Source organism: Saccharopolyspora sp. ASAGF58 (genome assembly GCF_012277335.1).
In the GTDB taxonomy this organism is placed as follows: Bacteria; Actinomycetota; Actinomycetes; order Mycobacteriales; family Pseudonocardiaceae; genus Saccharopolyspora; species Saccharopolyspora hattusasensis.
In genome coordinates, this window is record NZ_CP040605.1 from 4,488,712 (window position 1) to 4,514,047 (window position 25,336).

Genomic DNA, 25,336 nt, shown 5'->3' on the forward strand with positions numbered 1-25,336 from the left:
CAGATGCGGTGTCAGATCGAGTCGAACGCCACCACCGCCGATTTCGCGTCGCGGGTCGCGGCCAACTGCTCGGCTTCGGCGTCCACCTCGGTGAGCGTGGCGCCGGTGAGCGAGTGGAAGCCCAGCACGTCCACCTGGAGCTTGCTGCCCGCCTTCTTGGCCCGCCAGGTGCCGACGATCTCGCCGTCGACGAGCAATGCCCCGGGGGAGCTGACCGCCCGCCAAAGCGCCTTGCGGTGTTCGGGGTCGGGCACCAACTGCGCGCGGTCCCGCGCTTGCAGGAACGGGTCGCCGGTGGGCAGCAGCCGAACGCCCCGTGGTGCCGGCGGTGAGGCGAGCGCGTCGGTGGCTTCCGGCACGAACCACGAGCGCTTGCCGTCGACCGCGACCTCGACGAGGTCCGTCGGCCAGACCGGCCGCAGCACCGCGGCGCTGGTGCCGAGGAACGCGGCGATGTCGGCGATCGAGCCTGGACCGAGCAGGCGCAGGCCGTCCCGGATCAGCGCGTCCAAGCGCGCGGTCTGCTGCGGGACGTGCCACTGCGCGGCCGCCGTGATCCGCAGCCGCCCGGATTGGCGGACGAGCCGGATGCCGGCGGCCAGCCCGGTTTGCAGGTACAGCGAGTAGAAGACGTGGGTCGAACCGCAGGGCCGGCACCACGCCGAGGCCTCCGGGACGTCGCGGGTCACGGCTGCGCTCAGCGAATTCCGATCCGTCGGCTCAAGGGAGTGCTCGCGCATCGCCGCCACCGTCTTGCCGAACACGGCGAGCGGGGCGTCGACCGACTTCATGATCGGCATCCGGGCCACTACGTCCGCGTCCGACATCGGGTAGAGCCGCCCGGCCAGCTCCGGGAGGTCCGCGGCGCGGTGCAGGTGCGCGCTGCCGCGCACCGACCAGCTGAGGGCCAGCGAGTCGGGGAGTTCGGCTTTGGGCACCCGCGTGCGTACCGAGTGCAGGGCAGACCCAGCCGGGCTGTCCGGCACGCCGAGCGGCAGCACGGCGAGCTCTTCGACGTCGGTTGCGGAGCGGTCCAGCTGCTGCACGGCGTGTCGGTAGGCCAGGACGCGTTCTCGGTCGATCTCGATCATCACACCTCGATTCGGACGAACGGCGCGAGCGTGCCCCAAGTCCCCGACAGATCAGCCGAGGAAGGTGCTGAACACGAACAAGACCGCGTTCCAGACCGTGAACAGCACTCCGAACAGGATCAGCACGACCACCACGACGGCCACCAAGCGGCGATGGCCGTCCGCCCGGTTCACGCTCTGCGCGAAGTCGTCCACGCCGCGCAGCATGCCCTCTACAGTGGCCTCGGAGTTCGGCCGCTGCATCCGGTCGCGGTGCGCGGCGAAGGCCTGCACCTCGGGATCGTCTGGGTCGAGCCCGTGCAGATCCTCCTCGAGGCGCTCGATCTCCTCATCCCGGTCGCCACGTTCCACGGCCCCACGGTAGCGCCTGCCGCCTCTGACCTGTCGCCTGTGACCTGTCGCCAGTGCGCGAGGACCGGCCGAGCTCTGGCGGCCCAATGGGTGGCGCGGTGCTGACGTGCGTGACCGCTGACGAGGTGACAACCTCGACAGGGTGATGAATGCGTTGATCGACATCGAATTTTGACAGGTGACCGAGCTCGTGGCCGCACATGGTTCCTCCTGATCGCGGGAATTGCTGCTCTCCGTTGAAAACGCGCCGAGATCCCGGGTTGTGAGCCCTCCGCTCGTGTGACCACTGGATCGAGTGATTGCGGCTGCGAGCCGCCGTCCGAATCCCGGTAGGGGCCCGGCAGCCGTGGTTACAGTCGCGACGCTCCACTGAGGACCCGGGAGGCGATGATGAGCGTGCAGCCGGCGGAGACCGACGGTCCGTTCCGGCCGGAGCTGGAGGTGACGCCCCCGGAGCGGCAGCGGCGCTGGACCGTCCTATTGCGACTGATCTTGCTGATCCCGCACTTCATCGTGCTCTGGCTGATGTCCATCGCGGCCACCGTGGTGGTCATCATCGGCTGGTTCGCCGCGCTGGTCCTGGGGCGGCTGCCGGACTGGATCTCGGACTTCCTGGCCATGTTCATCGGCTACCAGGCACGGGTGGCGTCGTCGTACATGCTGCTCGTCGACGAGTACCCGCCGTTCGTCGTCTCCCAGCCGGATTACCCGGTGCAGGTCGACGTCCGCCCGGGCGAGCTCAACCGGTTGGCGGTGTTCTTCCGGATCATCCTGGTGATCCCCGCCGCGATCGTGAGCGCGGTCGTCGCCCAGGGGTGGGGCGTGCTGGCGTTTTTCATCTGGTTGATCGTGCTGGTGTCGGGCCGCACCCCCCGGCCGGTCTTCGACGCCTCCGCGGCGGTGCTGCGCTACGGCTTCCGCACGAACGCCTACTTCTACCTGCTGACCGGCGCCTACCCGAAGAAGCTGTTCGGCGACGCTCGGGCGGAGGACAACCCGCCGCGCCAGTCGCCCGGCACCCGTCCGCTGGTGATGTCCAAGGGCGGCCGGGTCCTGCTGGTCGTGTTCATCGTGCTCGGCGTTATCAGCCTGGTCACCAACGGCGCCGTGCAGTCGGTGAACCAGCCGGACTTCCAATACCAGTACGAATACGCGTACGGCCGCTGACGGTCACACCGCGGCTTCGGACCAAGCTCGGCGGAGGATCTCCTCGACGGTCTCCTCCGGGGTCTGCTCGGAGGTGTCCAGCCACAGGCCGATGCGCGGCGTCTGCCCGTGCAGCACCTCGTTCAGCTCCGCGATCGCCCAGCTGCCGTAGGCCGTCTTGCCGCGACCTGCTTCGCGCTTCGCGATCGCTTCGGGCGACGGGGCGAGGACGACCACGAACAGCGGGCGGCTCCGGATCTGCTGAACGAGCTCCGCCAGGTGCTCGCCCAGGATCACGTCCTGCGCGACGACTGTGAACCCCTCGGCGAAGTACGCATCGGCCGTCTGCGCGGTGAGCCGGTGGCGCAGCCGCAACTGGCGCAGGGCTTCGTCGGAGGGCGTCGCGGACATCTCCTCGCGGCCGCCGATCACCATGCGCCGGAAGAAATCGCCGCGCACGTGCACCGAGCGCGGCAGCCGCTCCGCGACGCCTTGGGCGATGGTCGACTTCCCAGCCGCCTGGATACCGGTGATCAGCAGAACGGCCTGGTCGTGCTCGTCGGGCATGCCGCCTCCTCGCGCCAAAGCGTTGATCTTGTCACCCGTTCGGCGCTGCTGTCATGCGCATTCCGCATCCGGTTACAGATTGCAATGCCTTCATGTGACCTGTTCAGCTCGTTGGCCGACAACGGTTCGCTCAGCCAGCGGTGTCCCGGTCGCTCCGCCGGCGAGCACCATCGCAACCGTTGGTATTCGCAGAAACGCGGGAGGCGATGATGGTCCGCACCGAAGCCGAGCGTGCTCCACAAGCCCAGGGTGGTTGCAGCTGTTGCGGCAGCTGCAGCGGTCCTTCCTGTGGCTGCTGCTCCAGCTGCGGCTGAGCAGGGGTCTGCCCGGGGTGCTGGCGGGATCACCCCGGGCAGACCATGCCATCGGTCGGCACGGTGCCCTCGACCAGGAATCGGCTGACGGCCTCCGTCACGCACGGCGACCTGCCGACGGCGCCGTGCCCGGCGCCCTGCCAGCGCAGCAGCACCCCGGTCGGCATCTGCTCGGCCATGTGATCGCTGCCCACGCCCAGCAGCAGCGGGTCGTTCGCGGTGCTGATCACCGGGATCGGCGGCAGGTCAGGACGGCGCGGCGAGGGCAGCGGCTGCTGCGGGACGGGCCATGACCCGCACCAGACCATGCGCTGCGCGGCGGCACCGCCGAACAGCGGGAACCGGTTCACCCAGTCCAGCGCGAGTTCGCTGCTGCGTTGCGGCGGCACGCGCAACGTTGTGTCGTTGCAACTGGTGATCAGGTCGCCGTCGAGCCATGGCGGGTTCACGCCCTGCGGGGCGACCAGCGGCGCGCTGATCGCGGCGAGCTTGGCGCCTTCGCCGTGGTCGGCGGCGGTCAGCGCCTCGGCCAGGGCGGGCCAGGCGGCCCGGTCGGAAAGGCCCAGCAGTATCGCCTGCACCACCCGGCCGCCGTTGACCGGGGAACCCGGTGCCGGGAGCGGCGTCGCGCGGGTCCGCTCGACGAGCTCGCTGACCGCCTTCCGCGGATCGGGGCCCAGCGGGCAGCCGCGGCTGACGCAGTCGGCGGCGAACGTGTCGAAGGTCTGCTCCGCGCTCTGCGCCTGGGATTCCACTTGGCCGATGGAGTCTCGGGTCGGGTCCGGTGCCCCGTCGAGCACCAGGCGACCGACCGACCCCGGGAAGCGCTCGGCGAACGTCGTCAGCAGCCGCGCCGCCTCGCCGCGCCCGATCGCGTGCAGCCGGGGCACGCCCAGTTCGAGGCGGAGCTCTTCCAGGTCGGAGGCTGCCCGCCAGGTGTCGTAGGCCTGCAGCCGCTCGTCGAGGTCGAGCAGGCACTCCTGGCTGGCTTGCAGCACCGATTCGAGCAGCCGGTCCAGCGCGGTGCGGTCGGTGGCGCGCGGGTCGAAACCGACGATCGCGTCGCGCTGCGCGGGCGGGACACAGTCGGCCGGGTCGGACTCGCCGGTGCCGCGCCGGTCCATCCCGATGATGTCGAAGGTATTGCGCAGCTCCGGCGGCAGTTGGGTGGCCAGCCGCGCCGCGTAGGTCGTGCCCGGCTCGCCGCCGACGTCGCCCAGCACCACCAGCGGGACGTGGCCGGACCCGGCTCGGATCAGCGCGATGCGGGCGGTGCCGCGTTCCGGGGATTCCGGCGCGTCCAGCGTGCTGAGCAGCCGCGCGCAGGAGAACGTCATGCCCGTCGGCAGGCCGCCGAGCTCACCGCGGGTCTGCTCGGTGCAGTTCTCCCAGTTCAGCGAGTCGTCGCTGGGCGAGCCAAGCGGCGGGACCGGTGCCGGTTTCGGCGGCTGCGGCGCGGGGACGACCTGTTGCTCGCCGTCGTGGTAGGCGACCGCGGGCCGCTCCGATGGTCCGGCCGAGCACGCGGCGATCACCAGCAGCAACGGCAGCAGCGCGACCCCGACCCGGTGAGTGGTGCGCGGCACGGGTGCTCCTCGTCGGCAGGCGCGGTGGTCGCTGGACCGGGTCAGCATCGCACGATCCAGGTGAGGCCCCGGTGAGGGCCCTGACAATCAAGTGACAACCACGGCGGGCCGCGAGATAACGTGCAGCGGGAGACAGCCGCAGCAGCGGCCGCGAATCGTCGGAGGCAGAGGGGCATCGTGCACGTCGCGCAGGTCGGCTCGGGGGCGTCGTCCAACAGACGACCGCTGTTCAGCGTGGAAAACGTCTCCGCGCGCGCACTCGGGGCAATCCCGCCACCGCTGCTGGTGCTGGTGGGCGTGATCAGCCTGCAGGTCGGTGCCGCGTTCGCCAAGCAGCTGTTCACCATGGCCGGGGCGTCCGGGGTGGTCGCGCTGCGGCTGCTTTTCGCCGCGATCATCCTGCTGGCCGTCTGGCGGCCGTCGCTGCGGATGGACCGCCGGACGTTGGCCGTGGTCGCCGGTTACGGCGCGGTGCTCGCGGGCATGAACGTCTGCATCTACCAAGCGTTCGAGCGGATCCCGCTCGGTGCGGCGGTCACCATCGAGTTCCTTGGCCCGCTGGCGGTGGCGGTGATCGGCTCCCGGCGCAAGCTGGACATCGTCTGGGCGGTGCTGGCCGGGAGCGGCGTGGTGCTGCTGGCTCATGTGGAGGGTGGTCTCGACTGGGTCGGGGTCGCGTTCGCGCTGATGGCCGGTGCGCTGTGGGCGGGTTACATCATGGTCGGCGCCAAGCTCGGCAGCCGGACCAGCGGCGGGTCCGGGCTGGCCCTGGGCATGGCCTTCGCCGCACTGGTGGCGGCGCCGTTCGGCATCGCCGATGCCGGGACCGCGCTGCTGCACCCGGCGGTGCTCATCGCCGGGCTGGTGGTGGCGCTGATGTCGTCGGTCGTGCCGTATTCGCTGGAGCTGGAGGCGCTGCGCCGGATGCCCCCGAGGGTGTTCGGCGTGCTGATGAGCCTGGAGCCCGCAGTGGCGGCGCTGGCCGGGCTCCTCGTGCTGGGCGAGGCGCTTGGTGCCTGGCAGTGGGTCGCCGTCGGCTGCGTCGTCGCCGCTTCGGTGGGATCGGTCGGCACGACGAAGGACTCGGGCCCGAAGGACACCGGCGCCAACTGACCCGGGGACCGGCTTCACCAGCCACGGTTTCCACTGGTTGTGGCGCGAGAGATCGGCAGTCGCCGATTTCGCGCGAAATCGCCACTTGGTACGCGTGGGGAGCGGCGATTTCGCGCGAAATCGCCACCCACCGGGGGAAACGAGCCGAGGTGACCACGTCGGCGTCGCCTTGGGGTGGTGCGATCGCTCCTCGGATCAGACGGCTGGGAACTGCATTGGGCGCAGGGCGCGCATCAGGGTCAGCAGGGTCTTGTTGAGTGGGACCGGGATGTCGTGCTGCTGTGCCGCTCGGACCAGTGCGCCCGTGATGTGCTCGTGCTCGGTGGGCAGGCCCGCCAACCGGTCGTAGAGCATCGACGTTCCGTTGGTCGGCGGGAACTTCTCGATGTAGTCGGCGAGTACTTGCTCGGCGTCGTCGTGGGTCAACCGTGCGCCCTCGGCGCGGGCGACCTCGACGGCCTCCGCGAGCACGCCTTTGCTGAGCTCCAGGACATCGGGCTCGCGGAGCACGTCCAGGCGGCGCAGGGTCAGCGCGGTGATGGGGTTCGGTGCCAGGTTCGTCAGCATCTTCCGCCACGACGCGGTGCGGAAGTCGCTCGTGGTCCGGGCCGTCAGGTCGCCGCCGGAGAGCAGCTCGACGAAGCGCTCGCCGATCTCGCCGGCCTCGACCTGCATGGTGGCGGGGGAGCGGCGCACCACGTGTCCGGGCCGCACCCGCTCGGCCGCCACGTAGATCAACGCGGGCAGTACCGGAGCCCGCAGCCCATCCCGGCAACCGATTCGCGGTGCTCGACGCCGTTCTGCACCACCACGACGGGAGTGCGTCCGTCGTCCAGCTGCTGCAACCAGCCCGACGCGCTCGGCGCGTCCTGGACCTTGGTCGTCAGCAGGACCCAGTCGAACTCGCCGAGCGCGCCCGGCTCGGTCACCACCGAAACCGGGATCTCCTCGGTGCGGTTCGGGGTTTTCAGCGTCAGCTCTTCGAACGGGGTCCGGACGCACATCGTCACCTGGTGCCCGGCGGAATGCGCTGCTTCCGCGAGAACCCCACCGATGCCGCCGGAGCCGATCATCGCGATGCGTTGTCCTGCCACGGGCCAGAGATTACCCGTCGACGCGGGCGCCCCGGTCCACGTCGCCGTACAGCACTGCTTCGAGGTCGTAACGCGTCGGCTCCTCGAGCTGGTCGTAGCCGCAGGATTCGGGGTCGCGGTCGGGGCGCCACCGCACGAACTGCGTGGTGTGCCGGAACCGGCCCGGGTAGGCGCCTTCGGTGTGGTCGTAGGAGACCTCGACGACGCGCTCCGGGCGCAGCGGCACCCACGGCTGCTCGCTGCTGCTCCAGCGGTTGATCGAACCGGGCAGCCGCCGTCCGTCCTCGGCGCCGGGCCCGAGCCACGGGTGCTCGCCTTCGGTGATCAGCTCGGCGAGTTCGGTGGCCAGCGCGCGCCGCTGCGCGGCCGGGAAGGCGCCGACGACGCCGACGTGATGCAGCACGCCCCGATCGTCGTGCAGACCGAGCTGCAGGGACCCCACGGCTGTGCCAGGTTCGGTCTTGGCGTGCCAGCGCAGCCCCGCGACGACGCAGTCCGCGGTTCGCGAGTGCTTGATCTTGAACATAGTCCGCTTGCCCGGCACGTACCGGCCGCCGGTGGGCTTGGCGATCACGCCGTCCAACCCGGCGCCCTCGAACACCCGGAACCACTCCGCCGCGGTCTCCGGGTCGTCGGTGACGGGCGTGGTGCGCAGCCCGCCGTGGTCCAGGCCGAGGCCGGCGAGTAGTTCCCGGCGTTCGGTCTGCGGCGCCGACGTGAGGTCCCGGTCGTCGAGCGCGAGCAGGTCGAAGGCGATGAAGGTGGCCGGTGTCTTCTCGGCCAGCATCCGAACCCGGCTGGCGGCCGGGTGGATGCGTTCGCCCAGCGCGTCCCAGTCCAGCCGGTCGCCGGCGTCGTCGCGCCGGATCACCACGAGCTCGCCGTCCAGCACCGCCGGCCGGTCGAAGTGTTCGGTCACGGTCTGCAGGACTTCGGGGAAGTACCGGTTCAGCGGGCGGCCGGTGCGGGACTGCAGCAGCACCGGCTGCTCGGCCTGCGGGTCGGCGAACACCAGGCACCGGAAGCCGTCCCACTTCGGTTCGAACAGCAGGCCGCCCTGCCGGGAGATGCCGTCTACCGGGCTCGCCAGCATCGGCTTGACCGGTGGTTGCAGTGGAAGCACCGAGTCCTCCTCAGAGCCTTTTTCGCGGCAGCGGGCTGCCGCGACGTTCCAGCTTTGCCGATTGCGCAGTATGCCCGCCGCGGAAGCCGAAGGCGCGGCGCACTCGACGAGAACTCCAAACCAGTGTGCGCCCGTCCAGGGTCCGCTTGATCGTCCTGGAGGATGGCGCTCAAGTTGCCGGGTCGGAGGTGCGCGCTTCGGGAGGCGTGATTGAGCACGCGGTCGCCCATGCGGATGGCGTACTGGATGCGGGGCGCGCGGCGCAGCGACGGGATGCCGCGGCAGGTCTGCGCCGCCGGGGCGGTCAGCGGACGCGTTGGCGGGGTGCGCGATCCAGCTGCAGGCGGATCGTCGTCGGCAGGGTATCCACGCCCAGCGACTCCCGGGCGCGCGAAAGCACCTTCTCGTCGAGGTCTTCCCAAACGTGGCGCACGTTGGTGCCTTCCTGCAGCGACAGCGTCAGCCGCAGTGCCGGGTGCTGCTCGCTGCCTGCCATCCGCACCCGTGCCCGCTTGACGCCCGTGACCCGCTCGGCGTCGGCGCGCACGGCTTCGGTGAGCGCCGCGCTCGTCACGGTCAGGTCGCCGTTGCCGCGCTCCAGCCGCAGGTCCGGTCGGGCCTCCGGCCGCAGGGCTCGTACCACCCACCACAGGCCGAGCACGAACAGCACCACGCCGAGCACGATCGCGACGGCCGTCGCCAGCTGCCAGTGGTCCCGCAGCCACTGCACCAGGATCGGGTCGGCCAGCGGCCGCTGCGCCCGGAAGGCGCCCAGCCAACCGGTTCCCACCAGGAGCGCGAGGACGCCGACGACCAGCGCGAGCAAGCCGACGGCGGCCGTCACGCCGCGCTCGAAGGCCAGCCCGCGAGCGACCGGTGTCGTGCTCGGCTTGACCTCCCGCTTGGTCTCGGTCATCGCCGCTCCTTCGGCGCGGCCACCGACACCAGCACCTTCGGGGTGGTGCGCAGCGGCAGGTCTCGCACGGTGTGTTCGGCTGTCTCGGTCAGCCGGCCCCGCAGGTCGCCGGATTCCCGAAACTGCGCGGTCGCCCTCACCTGGACCCGCTTCGCCCCGGCGGTGACCGACGCACCCGCGACCCCGTCCTGGTCGCGCACCTGGTGCCCGACCAGCCGGGCCAGCGAGCGCCGGTCGGTGGTCACGGTGACCTCCGGCGCGGGATCGTGCAGCCGGAGGTCCTTGTTTCCCGCGTTGATCGCGACGAGCACCAGCAGCAGGCCCACCACTGCGACCACCGCCGCGGTGGCGAGCACCGGCGCGTCGTGCCAGGACAGCGAGCTCAGCCCGAGGTGGGCTTGCTGCCAAGGGACGACGAAGCCGCCGTTGCCGGGCCGCAGCAGGAACCACACCGCCTCGATCGCGAGCAGCGCCCCGGCGGCCGCGACGGCCAGGCCGAACAGCGTGGTGATCAGGCGTACCAACAGGCGCATGGCTCACTCCACCCGCGGCGGTGCGTCCGCGGGAACGAGGGCGGACACGGTCACATCGACGGTGCGGACCCGGAAACCGGTGATGCGCTGCAACTCCGAATCCACCCGCTCCCGCATCGACGCCACGGTCCCGCGCACCGGCGCGGGATAGCGCAGCGCGACCTCCAGCCGGATCCGCAGGGCGTCGTCCGGGCCGGACACCTGCGCCGTGGCGCCGTGCTGGCCCAGCCCGACCCCCGCGAGCCGACGACGCGCCCGGGCACTCCCCGGATCCTGGTCGGCGGCGTGCTCGGCGATCTTGCGCACCACGGTGCGGCCGATGTGCAGCCGGCCTCGGTCAGCTGGGTCTCCTCCCCGACCGGTGCCCTCGGCCGCGGTCTGCTCGGAGGCGGCCGTCATCGGTCCCGACCCCGGCCCCGGCCCAGGAGGTCGCCGATCTCCAGCTCCCCGTCAAGGACCCGGCCGATCACCAGGCCGATGGCGCCGACCACCAGCGCGATCAGGAACCCGGTGAAGCCGCCGAGCGCGCCGGCGATGCCGAGAATGAGTCCGGCGAACAAGCCGGTCTGCGTCGCATTCATGGGTGGAACCCTCCTGCTGAGGAACTGACTTTGAAACTCACCGGACTCGCGGGGGCCGCCTCCGGCGCTCCCACCGGGCGCGCATCCGGCGCACCAGCCCCTGGATCCCGCGCGGCCGGTGCACCACGACCACCGGCGCGTTGTAGCGGTCGCACGGCCGGCGGTCCCGGAGCTCGGCCAGCCCGGCGACGAAGGCTTCCGGGTCACCCCCGACGTCCGGGTGGTTGGCCCGGACGAACGCGCGGATCGCCGCCCGCGAGGTGGCCGGATCGTGCTGCACGGCCCCCATCATGCGCTTCCCGCCGGCTCGTCGGTGGTGATCACGTCGGCGACGGTGATGTCCACCGGGACCTCGTCGAGCAGTTCGACCAGCGCGCCGCGGATCTCGTCGAGAATCTCTGGCAGCGGCCGGTCCAGGCGCAGCACCACGCCGATCTCCGCGGCACCCCCATCGGGCAACCGGACCCCGACGACCTTGCTGCCGGGCAGGTACGACGCGATCTCGCCGAACTGCCCGCCGTGCAGCCGCACCACCGAGGGGTGGGCGAGCACCCGCTCGGCCAGTTCGCCGGCGGAAACCTGCTCCGGCATGTCGAAGTCGTCCTCCACGGGAAGCGGGTGGTCTGGCGGCGTCCGAGGTCGCGGACCGCCGCGCCGGACATCATCTACCCGGCGGCGGTCATTCGACGCGGGAGGTGGTCTGCTGGCCGGCCTCCTCGCCGTCCTCGTCGGGCAGGTGGATGTCGTTGACCGCGATGTTGACCTCGATGACCTCCAGCCCGGTCATCCGCTCCACCGCGGTGATCACGTTGCGCCGCACCGCACGCGCGAGGTCCACGATGGACGCGCCGTACTCCACGATGATGTCCAGGTCCACCGCGGCCTGCTTCTCGCCGACCTCCACCTGCACCCCGGAGGTGGAGGAAGTCCCGCTACCGCCCGGGATCCGGTCCCGGATGGCGCCGAAGGCCCGGGAGACCCCGCCGCCCATCGCGTAGACGCCGGAGATCTCGCGAGCCGCGATGCCGGCGATCTTCTGCACCACGGACGCGGCGATGGTGGTCTTGCCCTGGGAGGTCTCGTCGGCCAGGCGGGCGGGCGCGTCGCCGGCCCGGGTCTCCGGGATGCGCCGGGTATCGGTGCTCCGTTCGTTGGTGGCCTGTGCGTTCTGCGGGGTTCCGCTGTCCTGGGCCATGGAAATCCAGCTCCTTCACGGTTCCGCCGATGCCGGACGGCTCGGCGGGGTCTGCTACAAGGTCTGATGCGCGCCCCCGGCGTGGCCTTTCGCGGTTGTGCGCCACATCACCCATTGTGCTCATCCGGCTCCAGGCTGCTCGACGTCGACGACCCGAACCCACACGGCCGGGGCGCCCGCGCTGAGCGCCTCCTGCAGCTCGGCGGTCAGCTTCTGGTGGATCGCCTCGGCCAGTTCCGGGGCGGGCAGCGGATAGCGGATCGTCAGATCCACCCGCACCTCGTCGACGTCACCGATGCAGCCGCGCAGGTGCACCCCGGGGCGCTCGGCGAGGAGTTCCAGGCACAACCGCCGCGTCAGCAGCACCACCGCCTGCTGGGCGATCCGCAGCTTGCCGCCCTCCTGGTCGAGCTCCACCGGCGCCGCGCCACCGCCGCCGCGCACCCCGCGCACCGCCGTCAAGGCGCGCTCCACCAGCCCGTGCGGCGGCTCGATCGGCAGGCTCGCGGTGCGCCGCACCTGCGCCCAGTCGGAGTCCAGCTCGGCGAGTTCGGCCTCGCAGAACCGGCAGGTCGGGATGTGCTCGGAGAGCTCCGGCGGCGCGCTGTCGGCGAGGAAGTCCAGCAGCATGCCGTCGGTCCGGCCGCAGGGCAGGGCCCGGTCCGGATCGAAGGAGCGATCAGCCATCGCGCATCTCCTTCAGCCTCGCGAGCAGCGTCACTCGTGCCCGGTGCAGCCGGGACCGGAGGGCGGTCACCGACACGTCGAGCATCTCGGCGATCTCCTCGTAGCGCATGCCCTCCAGTTCGCGTAGCACCAGTGGGATGCGCTGCGAAGATTCGAGCGTCGCGATAGCGCGGTGCACGCGGACCACCTCCTCGGTGCGGAGCGCGTGGCCCTCGGGACCGAGGGCGGCGCCGTCGGAGATCAGATCGTCGGTCGGCTCCAGCGGGACCGTGGGCCTGCGGCGGCGCAGGCTGGCGAGAGCCGCGTTGGTGACCACCCGGTACAGCCAGGTGGTCGGCGCGGACTCGCCGCGGAACCGGTCCAGCGACCGCCACACCGACACCCACGCCTCCTGGACGGCGTCCTCGGCCTCGGCGGAATCCCCGAGTATCCGGTACGCGACCCGGTACATCTTGGTGGTGTGGCGGCGGACCAGTGCGTCGAACGCCGTCGCGTTGCCGCGTTGGGCGGCAGCCACGAGGGCTTCATCCGAACCGGTCCCAACTGTCACGGCCGCATTCTCGCGTAACGGAGCAGGAGCAGCGATTCCGCGTGCAGCGCGGACCGCAGCTGCATCTGCCGGGGTGCGGGGACACCGCCACCTGCCGAGATGCGGCCCGCGTTGCCGCTGGCCAGCAGGGGGGACATGGTCAGGCACAGCTCGTCGACGAGATCCTCGTCGATGAGGTTGCCGAACAGCGTCGGGCCGCCTTCGCACCCGATGCGGCGCAGCCCCCGCGCGTCCAGCGCGTCCAGCGCCGCCCGCGGGTCTACCCGCTCGTCGCCGGCGACGACGACGTCGGCGCCCGCGTCGGCGAGCGCGGCGCGGCGCGCCTGCGGAGCGGCGTCGCAGGTGAGCACGATCGGCGGCACCACGGTGTCGGTGAGCAGCGGCGAGTCGGGCGCCAGCGAGGCGCGCCCGGTGACCAGCGCGATCGGCGGCACCTCGGTCAACCCCAGCCGCTGCCGCCGTTCGGCGCGCACCTCGGTGCGCTTGACCCCGCGATAACCCTCGACCATCGCCGTGCCGACGCCGACCAGCACCACGTCGGAGAGGTCCCGGATCAGCCCGAGGACCCGCTGGTCGATCGGCGCGGACAGCCCGCGCGAGCTACCCCGGACGGTCACCGCGCCGTCGAGGCTGGAGACGAAGTTCACCCGCACCCAGGGCCGCTCCGGGCGCTCCGGGTAGGCGTAGAAGTCCTCCAGTTGCTCGTCCACCTGCTGCGCGCCGTCGACCGGCCAGAGCTTGTCCACCACGGGTCAATCCCATCACGCGCGCCCATCCGGCAGGTGAGCAGGAGCACGCGACCGCACGGCCGGTAGGCCCGCTGTTCGGTTATAGGGTCGGCGCATGAGTTCTTCCCGTCTGGTCGACCGCCGTCCCGTGATGACCCCGGACGAGCTGGTCCAGGCGATGACGCCGCCGCCCATGTTCGACGCGGTGCGCTTCGACACCTACATCCCGAACCCGGACGAGCCGAGCCAGGAGCAGGCGGTGCGGGACTGCTCGGCCTTCGCCGACCGGATCAACGTCGCCGCCGGTGGCGGGTCCTGGCTGCGCGGGGTGTTCGGCCGGAAGAAGAACGACGACGTCCGGCGGGGGCTCTACCTGGACGGCGGGTTCGGCGTCGGCAAGACGCACCTCCTCGCGTCGCTGTGGCACGCCACCGAGGGGCAGAAGTCCTACGGCACGTTCGTCGAGGTCACCAGCCTGGTGGGGGTGCTCGGCTTCGCCGAGACCGTCGAGCGGCTCTCGGCGCACCGGCTGCTGGCCATCGACGAGTTCGAACTGGACGACCCGGGCGACACGATGCTGGTCACCCAGCTGATCGCGAAGCTCACCGACGCGGGCGTGCACGTCGCCGCCACCTCCAACACGCTGCCCGACAAGCTGGGCGAGGGCCGGTTCGCCGCGGCGGACTTCCTCCGCGAGATCCACGCGATGTCCGCGCGGTTCGGCGTGGTGCGGGTCGACGGCCCGGACTACCGGCACCGCGGGTTGCCGGACGCGCCGCCGCCGATGAGCGAGGACGAGCTCACCCGGCTCGCGGAGGCCACCGACGGTTCGACGCTCGACGACTTCGACGAGCTCTGCGACTACCTGGCCGGGCTGCACGCCTCGAAGTACGGCCGCCTGGTCGACGGGATCACCGCGGTGCACTTCAGCGGCGTGCACGCGGCGCCGGACCAGGACGTGGCGCTGCGACTGGTGGCGCTCGCCGACCGGCTCTACGACCGGGCCATCCCGGTGCGGGTCTCCGGCGAAGCGCTGACGGCGCTGTTCACCGACGAGATGCTGCACGGCGGCTACCGGAAGAAGTACCTCCGCGCGATCAGCCGCCTGACGGCGCTCTCCCGCGACCTCGCCAAGTCCTGACCCGGCGCGGAAGCGCAATTTCGCGAGAAATTGACCGTCACCCGGGTGAACGCCAATTTCTCACGAAATTGCGCTCCCTCCGGGTGACGGGGCGGGTCAGTGGGTGAGGACCGCTTCGATCGCGTCGAGGCCCGTGTCGAGCTCGTCCCGGTTGATCACCAGCGGTGGGGCGATGCGCAGCGTCGTGTCCTGCGTTTCCTTGCACAGCACACCGCGCTCGGCTAGCGCCTCGCTGGCTTGGCGGCCCGTCGGCCCGCCTGCGGCGAGCTCCAAACCGGCCCACAGGCCGCGGCCTCGCACTTCGACCGCTCCGCGGCCGACGAGTTCGCCGAGGCGCGCGTGCAGGTGCGCTCCCAGGTCGCGCGAACGCTCCTGGAACTCGCCGGTGCTCAGCAGGCGCACCACGGCTCGGCCGACCGCGCAGGCCAGCGGGTTGCCGCCGAAGGTGGAGCCGTGCTGGCCGGGTTGCAGCACGCCGATCACGTCGTCGCGACCGACCACTGCGGACACCGGCATGATGCCGCCGCCGAGCGCCTTGCCGAGGGTGTAGAGGTCGGCGCGGATGCCGTCGTGCTCGCTGGCCAGCAGCTCGCCGGTGCGGGCGAGTCCGGATTGGATCTCGTCGGCGATGAGCAGCACGTCGTTGTCGTCGCAGAGCCTGCGCAGCCGGGGCAGGTAGTCGGCGGGCGGCACGATCACGCCAGCTTCGCCCTGGATGGGTTCGACCAGGACGGCGGCGGTGCGTTCGGTGATCGCGGCCTCGACCGCGGCGGCGTCGCCGTATTCGGTGACGACGAATCCCGGTGTGTACGGGCCGAATTCGTCGTGCGCGACCGAGTCGGTGGAGAACGACACGATGGTGGTTGTGCGACCGTGGAAGTTGGAGCCCGCCACGATGATCTCGGCCTGGTTCTCCGGCACGCCCTTGACCCGGTAGGCCCACTTCCGGGCGATCTTGATGGCGGATTCGACGGCCTCCGCGCCGGAATTCATCGGCAGCACCCGGTCGGTGCCGGTGAGTTCGGCGAGTTCGCGGCAGAACAGTCCGAGCTGGTCGTGGTGGAAGGCTCGGCTGGTGAGCGTGACGCGGCCGAGCTGCTCGGTCGCGGCGGCGACCAGGTCCGGGTGGCGGTGCCCGAAGTTCAGCGCCGAGTACCCGGCCAGGAAGTCCAGGTAGTGCCGTCCGTCCACATCGGTCATCCAGGCGCCGGATGCCTCGGCGATCACGACTGGCAGCGGGTGGTAGTTGTGCGCGCTGTACTGCTCGTCGAGCTCCCGGAACCGGGCGGCCTGCGACGAGGCTTCGAGGTGCGACGGAATGACAGTCATGACCATAAGGTTATGTCGATGATGGCGCAGATTTCAGCCGCGAGACATTGCTTGAAGCGTGGATACGTTGCGTCATTTCGCTCTGTTTCGGTAGTTCATTGTCTCGGCGAGGAAGGGCGGCTGCCCCTTGACATCATGGACCCGGTGAGTGTTCCCCGGACTGGGAAGGCGAGGCGCTGATGCCGGACAACGGTGAGTACCGGATCTACCTGGGCGCGTACACGAGCGCGGAATCGGCGGCCGGCGGGATCCGGTTGGCGATCGCCGACGCCGATGGCGCTTTGCGGTGCACCGAGAGCGTCGCCGAGGCCTCCGACCCCTCGTTCCTCGCTATGGCACCCGATGGGGCGACGCTGTTCGCGGTGAGCGAGCTGCGGCAAGGCCGGGTCATCGCCTTCAAGGTGCACGACGACGGCACGCTCACCGAACTCAACTCGCAGCCGTCGCTGGGTGCCGCGCCGTGCCACCTGAGCGTGCACCCGTCCGGCAAGTACCTGCTGACCGCGAACTACCAGTCCGGGAACCTGGTGGTGCATCCGATCGCCGACGGCGGCGTACTGCGCGAGCCGTGCCACGTGGTGCAGCACAGCGGGAGCGGGCCGAACCCGCAGCGCCAGGAGGGCCCGCACACGCACCAGGTATTGCCCGACCCGTCCGGCCGCCACGTGCTCGCGGTGGACCTGGGTACCGACTCCGTCTACGCCTACGACTTCGATGTGGACAGTGGACACCTGGCGCTCAAGCACGAGGTTCCGCTGCGGGCGGGTGCCGGTCCGCGGCACCTGGCGTTCCACCCGGACGGCGAGCGGGCGTACGTGATCAACGAGCTGGCGTCCTCGATCACCGAGTTCGGCTACGACGCGGACACCGGGGTGCTGGAGCCAGGCCGGTCGCTGTCGACGCTGCCGCCGGACTACGGGCGGCCGAACCTGGCGGCCGAGATCGTGGTGACGCCCGACGGCCGGTTCGTGTTCGGGTCGAACCGGGGGCACGACAGCATCGCGGTATTCCGCGCAGACTCCAGCGACGGGGAGTTCCGGCTGGTCGACATCCGCCCGGCGGTGGTGGCCGAACCCCGCCACATCGCGCTTTCGCCGGACGGCCGGGTGCTGTTCGTCGCGGGCCAGCGCAGCAACGACGTGCAGGCGTTCGACATCGCGGACAACGGCGACCTGACCCCGCTGCGCGAACCGGTCCCGACCCCGACCCCGGTCTGCATCCTCCCGGTGGTTTGACCCGACAGGATGCAGGATTCGGCAACCGCAGGCACCACCAGGATTCCGAGGAATCGGCGCCCGGGTTGGCGATTTCGCGCGAAATGGCCAACCCCGGTGACAGGTGCCGGTAGGGCGCTTGGGAAGGACCGCGCGGTTACGGTCGGCGGACGCCGTAGCGGCCGAAGGCGTACTGGGTCAGAGCCGTTCGGGCCCGGCGGGTTTCCTGGCGGCGGGTCAGCCAGCCGCCCGTGGCTCCGATCGGGAAGATCCGGGCCCCGCCGTGGTACGCGCGGGCGCGATGCCACCACAGGGAGTTGGGCTTCGTGCCGTCGGCCAGCCACACGGCGACCGCCGTCCGCTTGCCATCGCCGACCACGTCGACCCGATCGACCTGGCTCCACGGGATCTCCCGGGTCAGGCCCATCCGGGAGATCAGCAGCCCGTCGCTGTTGATCTTCAGGTGCAGGCTCGGCAGCAGCACCTTCCCGATCGACCAGAGCATGCTGATGCCCAGCAGCAGCATGCCCAACCGGAAGATCGCGACGCGGTCGTGCGAAAGCCCGCTGAAGCCGTAGGTCTGGAACAGCCTGCCGGCGCCGAGGATGATCACCCCGCAGATCACCGCCGACATTGCGGCGCGGAACCGACCGCCGGTGGCGAACACCGGACCGGGGTTGTCCTTGCGCACCCGCTGCGGCGTCCGCGTGGTCTCCCTCGGACGTGCCGGGACGATCCTGTCCCGCATCGGCGCGGGAGCGGCGGGGGCGGGCGAAACCGGCGCGGGCGCGACGGAGGCGGGGATGACCGGCGCGGAGGGGACCGGCGCGGGTGAAACCGGCGTCGCGTCGTGCGCGTGCGTGTAGGACCGAGTCCCGGGCTTGGGTGTCGGTTGCGGCGGGGCGGTGTCAGGCAGCGGCGCGTTCGCCGTCTGCTGCAACTGGGTCGCGTGCTGGGTGATGACATCGCTGATCGCGGGCGGTAGCCAGGCATTGCCCTGCGGGCTGGCTTCGCCGATCTGGTCGAGCAGGTCGCTCGGGGTCGGCCGGGCGGCCGGGTCCTTCGCGAAGCAGGCCGCCAGCAGCGGTCGCAGGCCCTCCGGCACCCGGGACAGGTCCGCGTCGGTGTGCACGACCCGGTAGAGCAGGGCCGCTGTGCTCTCTTGGCCGAACGGGCCGGTTCCGGTGGCGGCGAAGACGAGTACCGCACCGAGTGAAAACACGTCGCTGGGTGGGCCGACTTCGGTGCCGAGGGTCTGCTCGGGGGAGAAGAAGCCGGGCGTGCCCAGGAACATGCCGGTCGCGGTTAGGGCATTGCCGGTCATCGCCCGCGAGATGCCGAAGTCGATGACGCGCGGTCCGTCCGGGCCGAGCAGGACGTTGGCCGGTTTGAGGTCGCGGTGCACCAGGTGTGCGCGGTGGATGGCGCAGAGCGCTTCGGCGAGCCCGGCGGCGAGGCTGCGGACGGTGGCTTCGGGCAGCGGGCCGTGGTCCGCGACGGCTTGGTGCAGCGTGGGGCCGGGCACGTATTCGGTGGCCAGCCAGGGCTGTTCGGCGTCGGGGTCGGCGTTGACCACCGCGGCGGTCCAGAATCCGCCGACCGAGTGGGCGGCCAGCACCTCGCGGCGGAACCGCTCCCGGAACTCCGCGTCCTCGGCGAGGTCCGCCCGGATGATCTTCACCGCCACCACTCGGCCGCCGCGCGAGCGGCCCAGGTAAACGCCGCCCATCGCGCCGCGGCCCAACCGGGCGAGCAGCCGGTAGTCGCCGACCCGGTTCGGGTCGCTGGCCAGCAACGGCTGCACAGGACCTCAGCCTCCTGCCTCGAAGATCTCGGTTCTCGTCCCCAACGAGCTTACGGAACCGCCGCGCCTACGTGTGCCGACCCGCCGGACCCGCCCCGGCCGGGTGGTGCTGGTAATCGAATACTTGGCTTCGTTCCAACTCTTTCTCCGGATGGGCGTTGTCGGTATGATCCGGCGCACTGCGAACCCGAAGGAACGATCACGCGGATCCGAGGGGAGGCGCTCCGTGACGTCCACCGAGCAGGGTCGTCCAGCCGTGGCGCTGCACGGCGTCGGCAAGCGGTTCCCCGGAGTGGTCGCGGTCTCCGAGGTCACGCTCGCCATCCCGCCCGGCGAGGTGCACGTGTTCGCCGGGGAGAACGGGGCGGGCAAGTCGACGCTGATGAAGCTGATCGCGCAGGTCGAACAGCCCAGCAGCGGACGCATCGAACTCGACGGCGTCCCGGTCGCCTACCAGGGGCCGGGCGCGGCCCGGCGGCTCGGGGTCTCCATGGTCCACCAGGAGTTCGCGCTGGCGCCGGACCTGTCGGTGGCCGAGAACCTGTTCATCGGCCACGAACCCGGCCGCGGCGGGTGGATCTCGCGGGCCGAGGAGCGCCGCGCCGCGCGGGAACTGCTCGGCCACGTCGGCCTGAACATCGATCCGGGACGGCGGGTAGCGCTGCTGTCCACTGCGGAGCAGCAGCGCGTCGAGCTGGCGAAAGCCCTCGCGGTGCAGGCGAAAGTGCTCATCCTCGACGAGCCCACGGCCAGCCTCACCGAGCGGGAGGCCGAAGAGCTGTTCGGCATCGTCCGCGAGCTGACCGCGAGGGGCATCGCGGTGCTCTACATCTCGCACCGGCTGGACGAGATCTTCGAGATCGGCGACCGGGTGACCGTGATGCGCGACGGCGCAATCGTCGCCACCCGGCCGGTCACCGAACTGGACGAAGACCGGCTGGTGCAGCTGATGGTCGGCCGCGACGTGGAGAACCTCTACCCGCGCACCCACAACGAGCCCGGTCCGGTGCGGCTGGAGGTCCGGGGGCTCACCCGCGCCGACGCCGTCCGCGACGTGTCGTTCGAGGTCCGTGCGGGCGAAATCGTCGGGCTGGCCGGGCTGGTCGGGGCCGGGCGCACCGAACTGGCGCGCGCGGTGTTCGGCGCGGAGCTGCCGGACGCGGGCACGATCGCCTTGGACGGCAAGCGGTTGCGCATCCGCGGCCCGTCCGACGCGATCGCCGCGGGCATCGGATACCTCACCGAGAGCCGGAAGACCGATGGTCTTGCCCTACCACTGGGGGTGGACAAGAACATCACGCTGGCGAAGCTGCCGATGCGGGCCGGATTGATCGACCTCGCCGCGGAACGCAAGATCGCCGAGCGGGAGCGCGACGGCCTCCGGATCCGGGTGCCGTGGGTGGGGCGCCCGGTGCGGACGCTCTCCGGCGGCAACCAGCAGAAGGTGATCCTGGCGAGGTGGCTGGAAACCGGCGCGGAGGTGCTGTTCTTCGATGAGCCCGGCCGCGGCATGGATGTCGGGGCCAAGTCGGAGATGTTCCAGCAGATGGATTCCCTCGCCGCGCGGGGCAAAGCGGTCGTGTTCATCTCCAGCTACCTGCCGGAGCTGCTGAACATGTGCGATCGGATCCTGGTCATGCGCGGTGGGCGGATCACCGGAGAGGTCCCCCGCGCGGAGTTCTCCGAGGAACGCGTCGTCGCGCTGGCAACCGGGGCCCGCAACGTCGAAAACGGGGGCAACCATGACTGAGCAGACCAAGGCACCGTCCACTGAGGACCACGGCCTGCTGGGCGGGCTGGGGGACCGGCTCTCTGGCGCGGTCTCGCAGGTCGCCGCGGCCGGCGCGCTGATCGTCGTGTTCATCGTGCTGTCGATCGTCGCGCCGTCGTTCCTCACCGCGGACAACCTGTTCAACCTGGGCTCGCAGACCTCGGTGAACGCGGTGATGGCGGTCGGCGTGACGCTGGTGATCATCACCGGCGGCATCGACCTGTCGGTGGGTTCGGTGGCGGCGCTGTCCGGGGTGCTCGGGGTGGCGCTGATGGCCGACTACGGGTTCAACCCGATGGTGGGCATCATCGGCGGCGTCGTCGTCGGCGCGGTGGCCGGGCTGGTGAACGGGCTGCTGGTGTCGGTCGTCGGGCTGCCGCCGTTCATCGCCACCCTTGGGATGCTCAGCGTCGCCCGAGGCCTAGTGCTGATCGCCACCGGTGCGGTCGCGGTGTTCGGCGCGCCGGAGTCGTTTCGCTTGCTCGGGCAAGGCGTCATCGGCGCGATCCCGATCCCGGTGCTGCTCATCGCGCTCGTCGCGGTGGCCGGGCACGTGGTGCTCACCCGGACCAGGCTCGGCCGCTACGCGTACGTGATGGGGTCCAACATGGAGGCGGCGCGGCTGTCCGGTGTGCCGGTGCGGCGCTACACCACCGCGGTCTACGTGCTCTCCGGCGCGCTGGCCGGGCTCGGCGGCATGATCGCGGCGTCCCGGATCTACTCCGGGCAGCCGAACTTCGGCGAAGGCCTGGAGCTCGACGTGATCGCGGCGGTCGTCATCGGCGGGGCGAGCCTGTTCGGCGGCCGCGGCACCGTGTGGGGCTCGTTGATCGGCGCGTTCCTGGTCGCGGTCATCCGCAACGGGGCGGTCCAGCTCAACATCAGCACCTTCTACCAGAACGTGTTGATCGGCGTGATCATCTGGCTGGCGGTCTGGTGGGACCGGTACCAACGACGCAAGCTCGGTGGCGATGCCGGATGAGGAATTTGTTGCACAACTCGTTTTGCGTAGCGGTGCGGGTAGCGGCGGTGCGAGTTGTGGGGGTGGGCTGAGCGGCCTTCGCCGCTTCAAGACAAGACCCGGACACCAACTCGGTAAGCCGCGATGAGCAAGGGAGCTCGGCGATGAAGAAGGTACTGACCGCGACGTCCGTGCTGCTTTCGGTGGCCGCTGTGCTGGGCACCGCCGCGTGCAGCGTCGGGGTGCGCGAGCAGACCGGCGGCGGTGGCCAGCAGGGCGGGCCGATCAAGCTCGCCGTGGTGCCGAAGGCGATCGGTTTCGACTTCTGGGAGAAGGTGCGGGTCGGCGCCGAGTGCGCGGGTTCCAAGCACCAGGACGTGACGGTCCATTGGGACGGGGTGCACGCCGAGAGCGACGTCAGCGGGCAGCAGAGCCTGCTGCAGGACATGCTGTCGCAGGGGGGCGTCAAGGGCCTGGTGTACGCGGCGACGGACGCCAAGGCGCTGGCCGACATAACCAAGTCCGCGCAGGGCCAGGGCACGACGGTGGTCAACATGGACTCCGGCACCACCCCGCAGCCGCCGGACGTGCCGGTGTTCGCGACGAACAACGTCGCCGCCGCCGAGCAGGCCACCGACGTGCTCGCCGAGCAGCTCGGCGGCAAGGGCAAGGTGGCGTTCATCGAGTTCCAGCCCGGCACGAGCACCAACGAGACGCGTGCCGAGGGCTTCAAGAAGGGCATGGCCAAGCACCCCGGGCTGCAGCTGGTCGCGCAGCAGTCCAGCGAAAGCGACTACAACCGGGCGTTGCAGGTCACCCAGGACATCCTGACCGCCAACCCGGACCTCAACGGCATCTACGCGGCCAACGAGCCCAGCGTGCTCGGCGCGGCGGAGGCCGTGCGGCAGGCGGGGAAGGTCGGGCAGGTGAAGGTCATCGGCTGGGACACCTCGGAGGGCGAGATCCAGGGGTTGCGGGACGGCGTGATCACCGGGTTGATCGCGCAGAACCCGTTCAAGATGGGCTTCGCGTCGGTCAACGCGGCGATCGGCAAGATCCGCGGTTCCGCGGACCCGATGCCCAACCCGGACACCGGCTCGATGCTGATCACCAAGGGGAACGTCGACAGCTCCGAAGTCCAGAAGCTGCTGAACCCCACCTGCGAGAACCCACCCGCCTGAGCGATTTTTCACGAGGTGAGGGGCACCCTCGGGCAACTGTGCCACCGACTGTGCCGCTCGAGGGTGCCCCTCACCCATCGCACGATCGGGTAGGAGTGAAGGCGCCCACCACCCCTCCCGCGGTCGGGGTGGTGGCGAGAATGTCGCGGTGGTTACCGCGATCGTCAATCCGCTCGTGCAGGAGATTCTGGATCTGGTCGGGATCTTCGCCTTCGCGCTTTCCGGCGCGCTGCTCGCCGTGCGAAAGCGCTTCGACGCCGTCGGCATCGCGGTGCTGGCCGAGGTGACCGCGCTCGGCGGCGGGCTGTTCCGGGACCTGGTGATCGGCGCCGTGCCGCCGGTGGCTTTCACCAACATCGCCTACTTCACCACGCCGCTGGTGGCCTCGGTGGCGGTGTTCTTCTGGCACCCCAGGCTCGCCCGGATCCGGCGGTTCGTGATGTTCTTCGACGCCGTCGGCCTTGGTGTGTTCTGCGTGGCGGGCAGCATCAAGGCGCTGAACTACGGCATGCACCCGCTGGCGGCGATCGCGCTCGGCGCGGCGACCGCGATCGGCGGCGGCGCTGCCCGGGACGTGCTCGCGGGAGAGATCCCGGCGCTGCTGCACCCGAAGAGCGAGATCTACGCGGTGCCCGCACTGCTCGGCAGCGCGCTGGTCCCGATCCTGGCAGTGGCGAACGTGTTGACGCCGATCACCAGCACGCTCGCTGCGCTGCTCGCGGTCATCGTCCGGCTGCTCGCCTTGCGCTACGGCTGGCGGGCGCCGCTGGCCCGGGGGACGACGCTGCCGTGAGCTACGGGTTCTGCCGAATCGCTTCCAGCGCCGCGTCGGCGTGCGCAGCCATCCGGAACTCGTTGCGGAGCAACAAGAGCGCCCGACGCTGCTGATCGATGCGGTCCGCAGATCGGACAGCTTGCGCTCGGTGTCGTGCTGGTCGTGCAGCACGGAATCCGCCACCACGTCGCCTTCGCGCACCGTGAACAGCGGCGATTTCGCGCGAAATCGTCTTTTGCCAGGCGTGCGGGGCGGCGATTTCGCGCGAAATCGCCGCCGATCGCACCCTGGCCACGCTGGCCACGCTGGCATGCTGGCCACGCTGGCCACGCTGGCCACGCTGGCATGCTGGCCACGCTGGCCTGCTGGCACGCGGGTGCCGGAGTCACCGTGCCGGCTCGCGCCGTCCCACGTGCTGGATGAACAGCCCGGCCACCAGCAGCAGGGCCATCAGGATTCCCATCACCAGCACTGTGCCCGAGATGCCCAGACGGTCTGCCAGCAGCGCCGTCGCCACGAGCAGCGCGCAGCCCAAGGCCGTCGCCGCCAGGATCGCGACGCCCGCATCGGCCATCAGGGATTGCAGGATGCCCGTCGTCACCAGGTAGATGATCAGCGGGATCGCGACGGTCAGCGCCGCGGCGACGGCGCTCACGTGCGCCTTGTGGGCGCTGCTGTCGATCGCCACCTCCAGCCCGGCGCCGACCGCGGCGATCCCGGCGAACACCAGGTAGTGGCTGTAGCCCCAGGCCAACGGGGCGCTCAGCGTATTGCGCAGGTGCTCGACGGCGGAGTGCTTGAAGTAGGTCCACCACATCGCGAAGATCACCAGCAGCCCGCCGAAGCCGATCTCCAGCAGCTCCGCCGACCAGCCGCCGTCGGCGACGTCCTCCTGGATCGCGGCGGTCACGGCGAGCACCACCTCGCCGAGCACGATGATCGTGAACAGCCCGTAGCGCTCCGCGATGTGGTGCGGGTGCCAGGCGGTCCGCCGGCGCTTCTCGGCGAATGCCGGCACCGCGAGTTCGGCCAGCACCAGCACCACGAATCCGACCTCCGCCCACGGGTGCGGCAGTGCCAAGCGCAAGATCCAGCCGACCTGCACCACGGTCACGCCGCCCGCGTAGCGCAGCGCGGCGGCGCGCCCCTCGGGATGTTGCCGGGCGGCGCGCAGCCACTGGGCGACCATCGCCACGCGCATCACCACGTAACCGATGGTCACGATGGTGAAGTCGTAGTCGTGGAACGCCCCGGGCACCCCGGCGGCGAGCACCAGCACCCCGGCCATCTGCAGCAGCGTCAGCGCGCGGTAGGCCACGTCGTCGGTGTCGTAGGCGGAGGCGAACCAGGTGAAGTTCATCCACGCCCACCAGATCGCGAAGAACACCATGAGGTAACCGATGCCGGTGGTGGCGAAGTGGCCCTCGGCGAGCCCGTGGTGCAACTGCACGGCGGCCTGGCCGACGGCGGCTACGAAGCACAGGTCGAAGAGCAGTTCCAACGGCGTGGCCACGCGGTGCTGCTCGGCGGGGTCTCGCGCGACCATGGGACGCCGCAGGGGTGGGATGTGCTCGCTCATGGTCGA

At 70.8% G+C, this 25,336-nt stretch carries 28 protein-coding genes; 8 read left to right on the forward strand and 20 right to left on the reverse strand.

Features of this window, described 5'->3' with window-relative positions; all coding sequences use genetic code 11:
- Positions 1 to 11: 11 nt before the first annotated feature.
- A complete protein-coding gene (locus tag FDZ84_RS21515; protein WP_168587372.1) occupies positions 12 to 1,091 on the reverse strand; it encodes a winged helix DNA-binding domain-containing protein in 1,080 nt (359 codons plus the stop codon).
- A 51-nt stretch (positions 1,092 to 1,142) separates the two neighbouring features.
- A complete protein-coding gene (locus FDZ84_RS21520) occupies positions 1,143 to 1,442 on the reverse strand; it encodes a hypothetical protein (RefSeq protein ID WP_168587373.1) in 300 nt (99 codons plus the stop codon).
- Positions 1,443 to 1,829: 387 nt separating this feature from the next.
- Between FDZ84_RS21520 and FDZ84_RS21525 the strand changes: the two genes are divergently transcribed.
- The gene (locus FDZ84_RS21525) at positions 1,830 to 2,609 is read left to right on the forward strand and encodes a DUF4389 domain-containing protein (protein ID WP_246868327.1); all 780 of its coding nucleotides are present in this window, start codon (positions 1,830 to 1,832) and stop codon (positions 2,607 to 2,609) included.
- 3 nt (positions 2,610 to 2,612) lie between these two features.
- Here the strand turns inward: FDZ84_RS21525 and FDZ84_RS21530 are convergent, their stop codons facing one another.
- Both FDZ84_RS21530 and FDZ84_RS21535 read right to left on the reverse strand, forming a co-directional pair.
- Positions 2,613 to 3,155 carry an AAA family ATPase gene (locus tag FDZ84_RS21530; protein WP_168587374.1) on the reverse strand — a complete coding sequence of 181 codons (543 nt, stop codon included), beginning with the start codon at positions 3,153 to 3,155 and terminating at the stop codon, positions 2,613 to 2,615.
- Between the two features lie 343 nt (positions 3,156 to 3,498).
- Entirely contained in the window at positions 3,499 to 5,055 is a 1,557-nt protein-coding gene (locus FDZ84_RS21535) for an alpha/beta hydrolase (protein WP_168587375.1), read from the reverse strand.
- A 177-nt stretch (positions 5,056 to 5,232) separates the two neighbouring features.
- On the opposite strand from FDZ84_RS21535, the gene FDZ84_RS21540 reads away from it, so the two are divergent.
- Entirely contained in the window at positions 5,233 to 6,168 is a 936-nt protein-coding gene (locus FDZ84_RS21540) for a DMT family transporter (protein ID WP_168587376.1), read from the forward strand.
- Between the two features lie 195 nt (positions 6,169 to 6,363).
- Here FDZ84_RS21540 and FDZ84_RS39085 read toward each other — a convergent pair whose 3' ends face one another.
- The 13 genes from FDZ84_RS39085 to FDZ84_RS21600 all read right to left on the reverse strand — a co-directional run bounded on the left by FDZ84_RS39085 (position 6,364) and on the right by FDZ84_RS21600 (position 13,593).
- Positions 6,364 to 6,897 (reverse strand): ketopantoate reductase C-terminal domain-containing protein, encoded by a 534-nt coding sequence (locus FDZ84_RS39085; RefSeq protein WP_246869206.1) that lies wholly within the window; start codon positions 6,895 to 6,897, stop codon positions 6,364 to 6,366.
- Positions 6,898 to 6,902: 5 nt separating this feature from the next.
- Positions 6,903 to 7,262: a 2-dehydropantoate 2-reductase N-terminal domain-containing protein gene (locus FDZ84_RS39090; protein ID WP_246868328.1), complete on the reverse strand. Its 360-nt coding sequence runs from the start codon at positions 7,260 to 7,262 to the stop codon at positions 6,903 to 6,905.
- A gap of 10 nt (positions 7,263 to 7,272) precedes the next feature.
- Positions 7,273 to 8,385: an ATP-dependent DNA ligase gene (locus FDZ84_RS21550; protein WP_168587377.1), complete on the reverse strand. Its 1,113-nt coding sequence runs from the start codon at positions 8,383 to 8,385 to the stop codon at positions 7,273 to 7,275.
- A 304-nt stretch (positions 8,386 to 8,689) separates the two neighbouring features.
- Complete coding sequence (amaP, locus tag FDZ84_RS21555; protein ID WP_210435036.1) at positions 8,690 to 9,301, reverse strand: alkaline shock response membrane anchor protein AmaP; 612 nt, start codon at positions 9,299 to 9,301, stop codon at positions 8,690 to 8,692.
- Positions 9,298 to 9,834: a DUF6286 domain-containing protein gene (locus tag FDZ84_RS21560; RefSeq protein WP_168587378.1), complete on the reverse strand. Its 537-nt coding sequence runs from the start codon at positions 9,832 to 9,834 to the stop codon at positions 9,298 to 9,300. Before FDZ84_RS21560 ends, amaP begins: the two co-directional genes overlap by 4 nt.
- 3 nt (positions 9,835 to 9,837) lie before the next feature.
- Positions 9,838 to 10,233, reverse strand: coding sequence for an Asp23/Gls24 family envelope stress response protein (locus FDZ84_RS21565; protein WP_168587379.1), 396 nt, complete (start codon positions 10,231 to 10,233; stop codon positions 9,838 to 9,840).
- Positions 10,230 to 10,415: a hypothetical protein gene (locus tag FDZ84_RS21570; RefSeq protein WP_168587380.1), complete on the reverse strand. Its 186-nt coding sequence runs from the start codon at positions 10,413 to 10,415 to the stop codon at positions 10,230 to 10,232. Before FDZ84_RS21570 ends, FDZ84_RS21565 begins: the two co-directional genes overlap by 4 nt.
- A gap of 37 nt (positions 10,416 to 10,452) precedes the next feature.
- Positions 10,453 to 10,707, reverse strand: coding sequence for a hypothetical protein (locus tag FDZ84_RS21575; protein WP_246868329.1), 255 nt, complete (start codon positions 10,705 to 10,707; stop codon positions 10,453 to 10,455).
- Complete coding sequence (locus tag FDZ84_RS21580) at positions 10,704 to 11,006, reverse strand: hypothetical protein (protein ID WP_168587381.1); 303 nt, start codon at positions 11,004 to 11,006, stop codon at positions 10,704 to 10,706. The genes FDZ84_RS21575 and FDZ84_RS21580 overlap by 4 nt, the downstream gene beginning before the upstream one ends.
- 88 nt (positions 11,007 to 11,094) lie before the next feature.
- Entirely contained in the window at positions 11,095 to 11,610 is a 516-nt protein-coding gene (locus FDZ84_RS21585) for an Asp23/Gls24 family envelope stress response protein (RefSeq protein ID WP_168587382.1), read from the reverse strand.
- Between the two features lie 120 nt (positions 11,611 to 11,730).
- Positions 11,731 to 12,297: a hypothetical protein gene (locus tag FDZ84_RS21590; protein ID WP_168587383.1), complete on the reverse strand. Its 567-nt coding sequence runs from the start codon at positions 12,295 to 12,297 to the stop codon at positions 11,731 to 11,733.
- Positions 12,290 to 12,847, reverse strand: a complete 558-nt coding sequence (locus FDZ84_RS21595; RefSeq protein ID WP_168587384.1) for an RNA polymerase sigma factor — start codon at positions 12,845 to 12,847, stop codon at positions 12,290 to 12,292. The genes FDZ84_RS21590 and FDZ84_RS21595 overlap by 8 nt, the downstream gene beginning before the upstream one ends.
- Entirely contained in the window at positions 12,844 to 13,593 is a 750-nt protein-coding gene (locus FDZ84_RS21600) for a pyrimidine reductase family protein (protein WP_168590251.1), read from the reverse strand. Before FDZ84_RS21600 ends, FDZ84_RS21595 begins: the two co-directional genes overlap by 4 nt.
- 97 nt (positions 13,594 to 13,690) lie before the next feature.
- Between FDZ84_RS21600 and zapE the strand changes: the two genes are divergently transcribed.
- Positions 13,691 to 14,716: a cell division protein ZapE gene (gene zapE / locus FDZ84_RS21605; protein WP_168587385.1), complete on the forward strand. Its 1,026-nt coding sequence runs from the start codon at positions 13,691 to 13,693 to the stop codon at positions 14,714 to 14,716.
- 96 nt (positions 14,717 to 14,812) lie between these two features.
- Here the strand turns inward: zapE and rocD are convergent, their stop codons facing one another.
- Positions 14,813 to 16,051: an ornithine--oxo-acid transaminase gene (gene rocD / locus FDZ84_RS21610; RefSeq protein WP_371812649.1), complete on the reverse strand. Its 1,239-nt coding sequence runs from the start codon at positions 16,049 to 16,051 to the stop codon at positions 14,813 to 14,815.
- Between the two features lie 173 nt (positions 16,052 to 16,224).
- On the opposite strand from rocD, the gene FDZ84_RS21615 reads away from it, so the two are divergent.
- Positions 16,225 to 17,280 carry a lactonase family protein gene (locus FDZ84_RS21615; RefSeq protein ID WP_168587387.1) on the forward strand — a complete coding sequence of 352 codons (1,056 nt, stop codon included), beginning with the start codon at positions 16,225 to 16,227 and terminating at the stop codon, positions 17,278 to 17,280.
- Between the two features lie 136 nt (positions 17,281 to 17,416).
- On the opposite strand, the gene FDZ84_RS21620 is transcribed toward FDZ84_RS21615, so the two are convergent.
- The gene (locus FDZ84_RS21620) at positions 17,417 to 19,063 is read right to left on the reverse strand and encodes a serine/threonine-protein kinase (protein WP_168587388.1); all 1,647 of its coding nucleotides are present in this window, start codon (positions 19,061 to 19,063) and stop codon (positions 17,417 to 17,419) included.
- A gap of 226 nt (positions 19,064 to 19,289) precedes the next feature.
- On the opposite strand from FDZ84_RS21620, the gene FDZ84_RS21625 reads away from it, so the two are divergent.
- The 4 genes from FDZ84_RS21625 to FDZ84_RS21640 all read left to right on the forward strand — a co-directional run bounded on the left by FDZ84_RS21625 (position 19,290) and on the right by FDZ84_RS21640 (position 23,769).
- Positions 19,290 to 20,813 carry a sugar ABC transporter ATP-binding protein gene (locus FDZ84_RS21625; protein WP_168587389.1) on the forward strand — a complete coding sequence of 508 codons (1,524 nt, stop codon included), beginning with the start codon at positions 19,290 to 19,292 and terminating at the stop codon, positions 20,811 to 20,813.
- A complete protein-coding gene (locus FDZ84_RS21630; protein ID WP_168587390.1) occupies positions 20,806 to 21,816 on the forward strand; it encodes an ABC transporter permease in 1,011 nt (336 codons plus the stop codon). The genes FDZ84_RS21625 and FDZ84_RS21630 overlap by 8 nt, the downstream gene beginning before the upstream one ends.
- A 143-nt stretch (positions 21,817 to 21,959) precedes the next feature.
- Entirely contained in the window at positions 21,960 to 22,976 is a 1,017-nt protein-coding gene (locus FDZ84_RS21635) for a substrate-binding domain-containing protein (RefSeq protein WP_168587391.1), read from the forward strand.
- Positions 22,977 to 23,124: 148 nt separating this feature from the next.
- The gene (locus FDZ84_RS21640) at positions 23,125 to 23,769 is read left to right on the forward strand and encodes a trimeric intracellular cation channel family protein (RefSeq protein WP_168587392.1); all 645 of its coding nucleotides are present in this window, start codon (positions 23,125 to 23,127) and stop codon (positions 23,767 to 23,769) included.
- A 367-nt stretch (positions 23,770 to 24,136) separates the two neighbouring features.
- Here the strand turns inward: FDZ84_RS21640 and FDZ84_RS21645 are convergent, their stop codons facing one another.
- Positions 24,137 to 25,330 (reverse strand): low temperature requirement protein A, encoded by a 1,194-nt coding sequence (locus tag FDZ84_RS21645; protein ID WP_168587393.1) that lies wholly within the window; start codon positions 25,328 to 25,330, stop codon positions 24,137 to 24,139.
- Between the last annotated feature and the right edge of the window lie 6 nt (positions 25,331 to 25,336).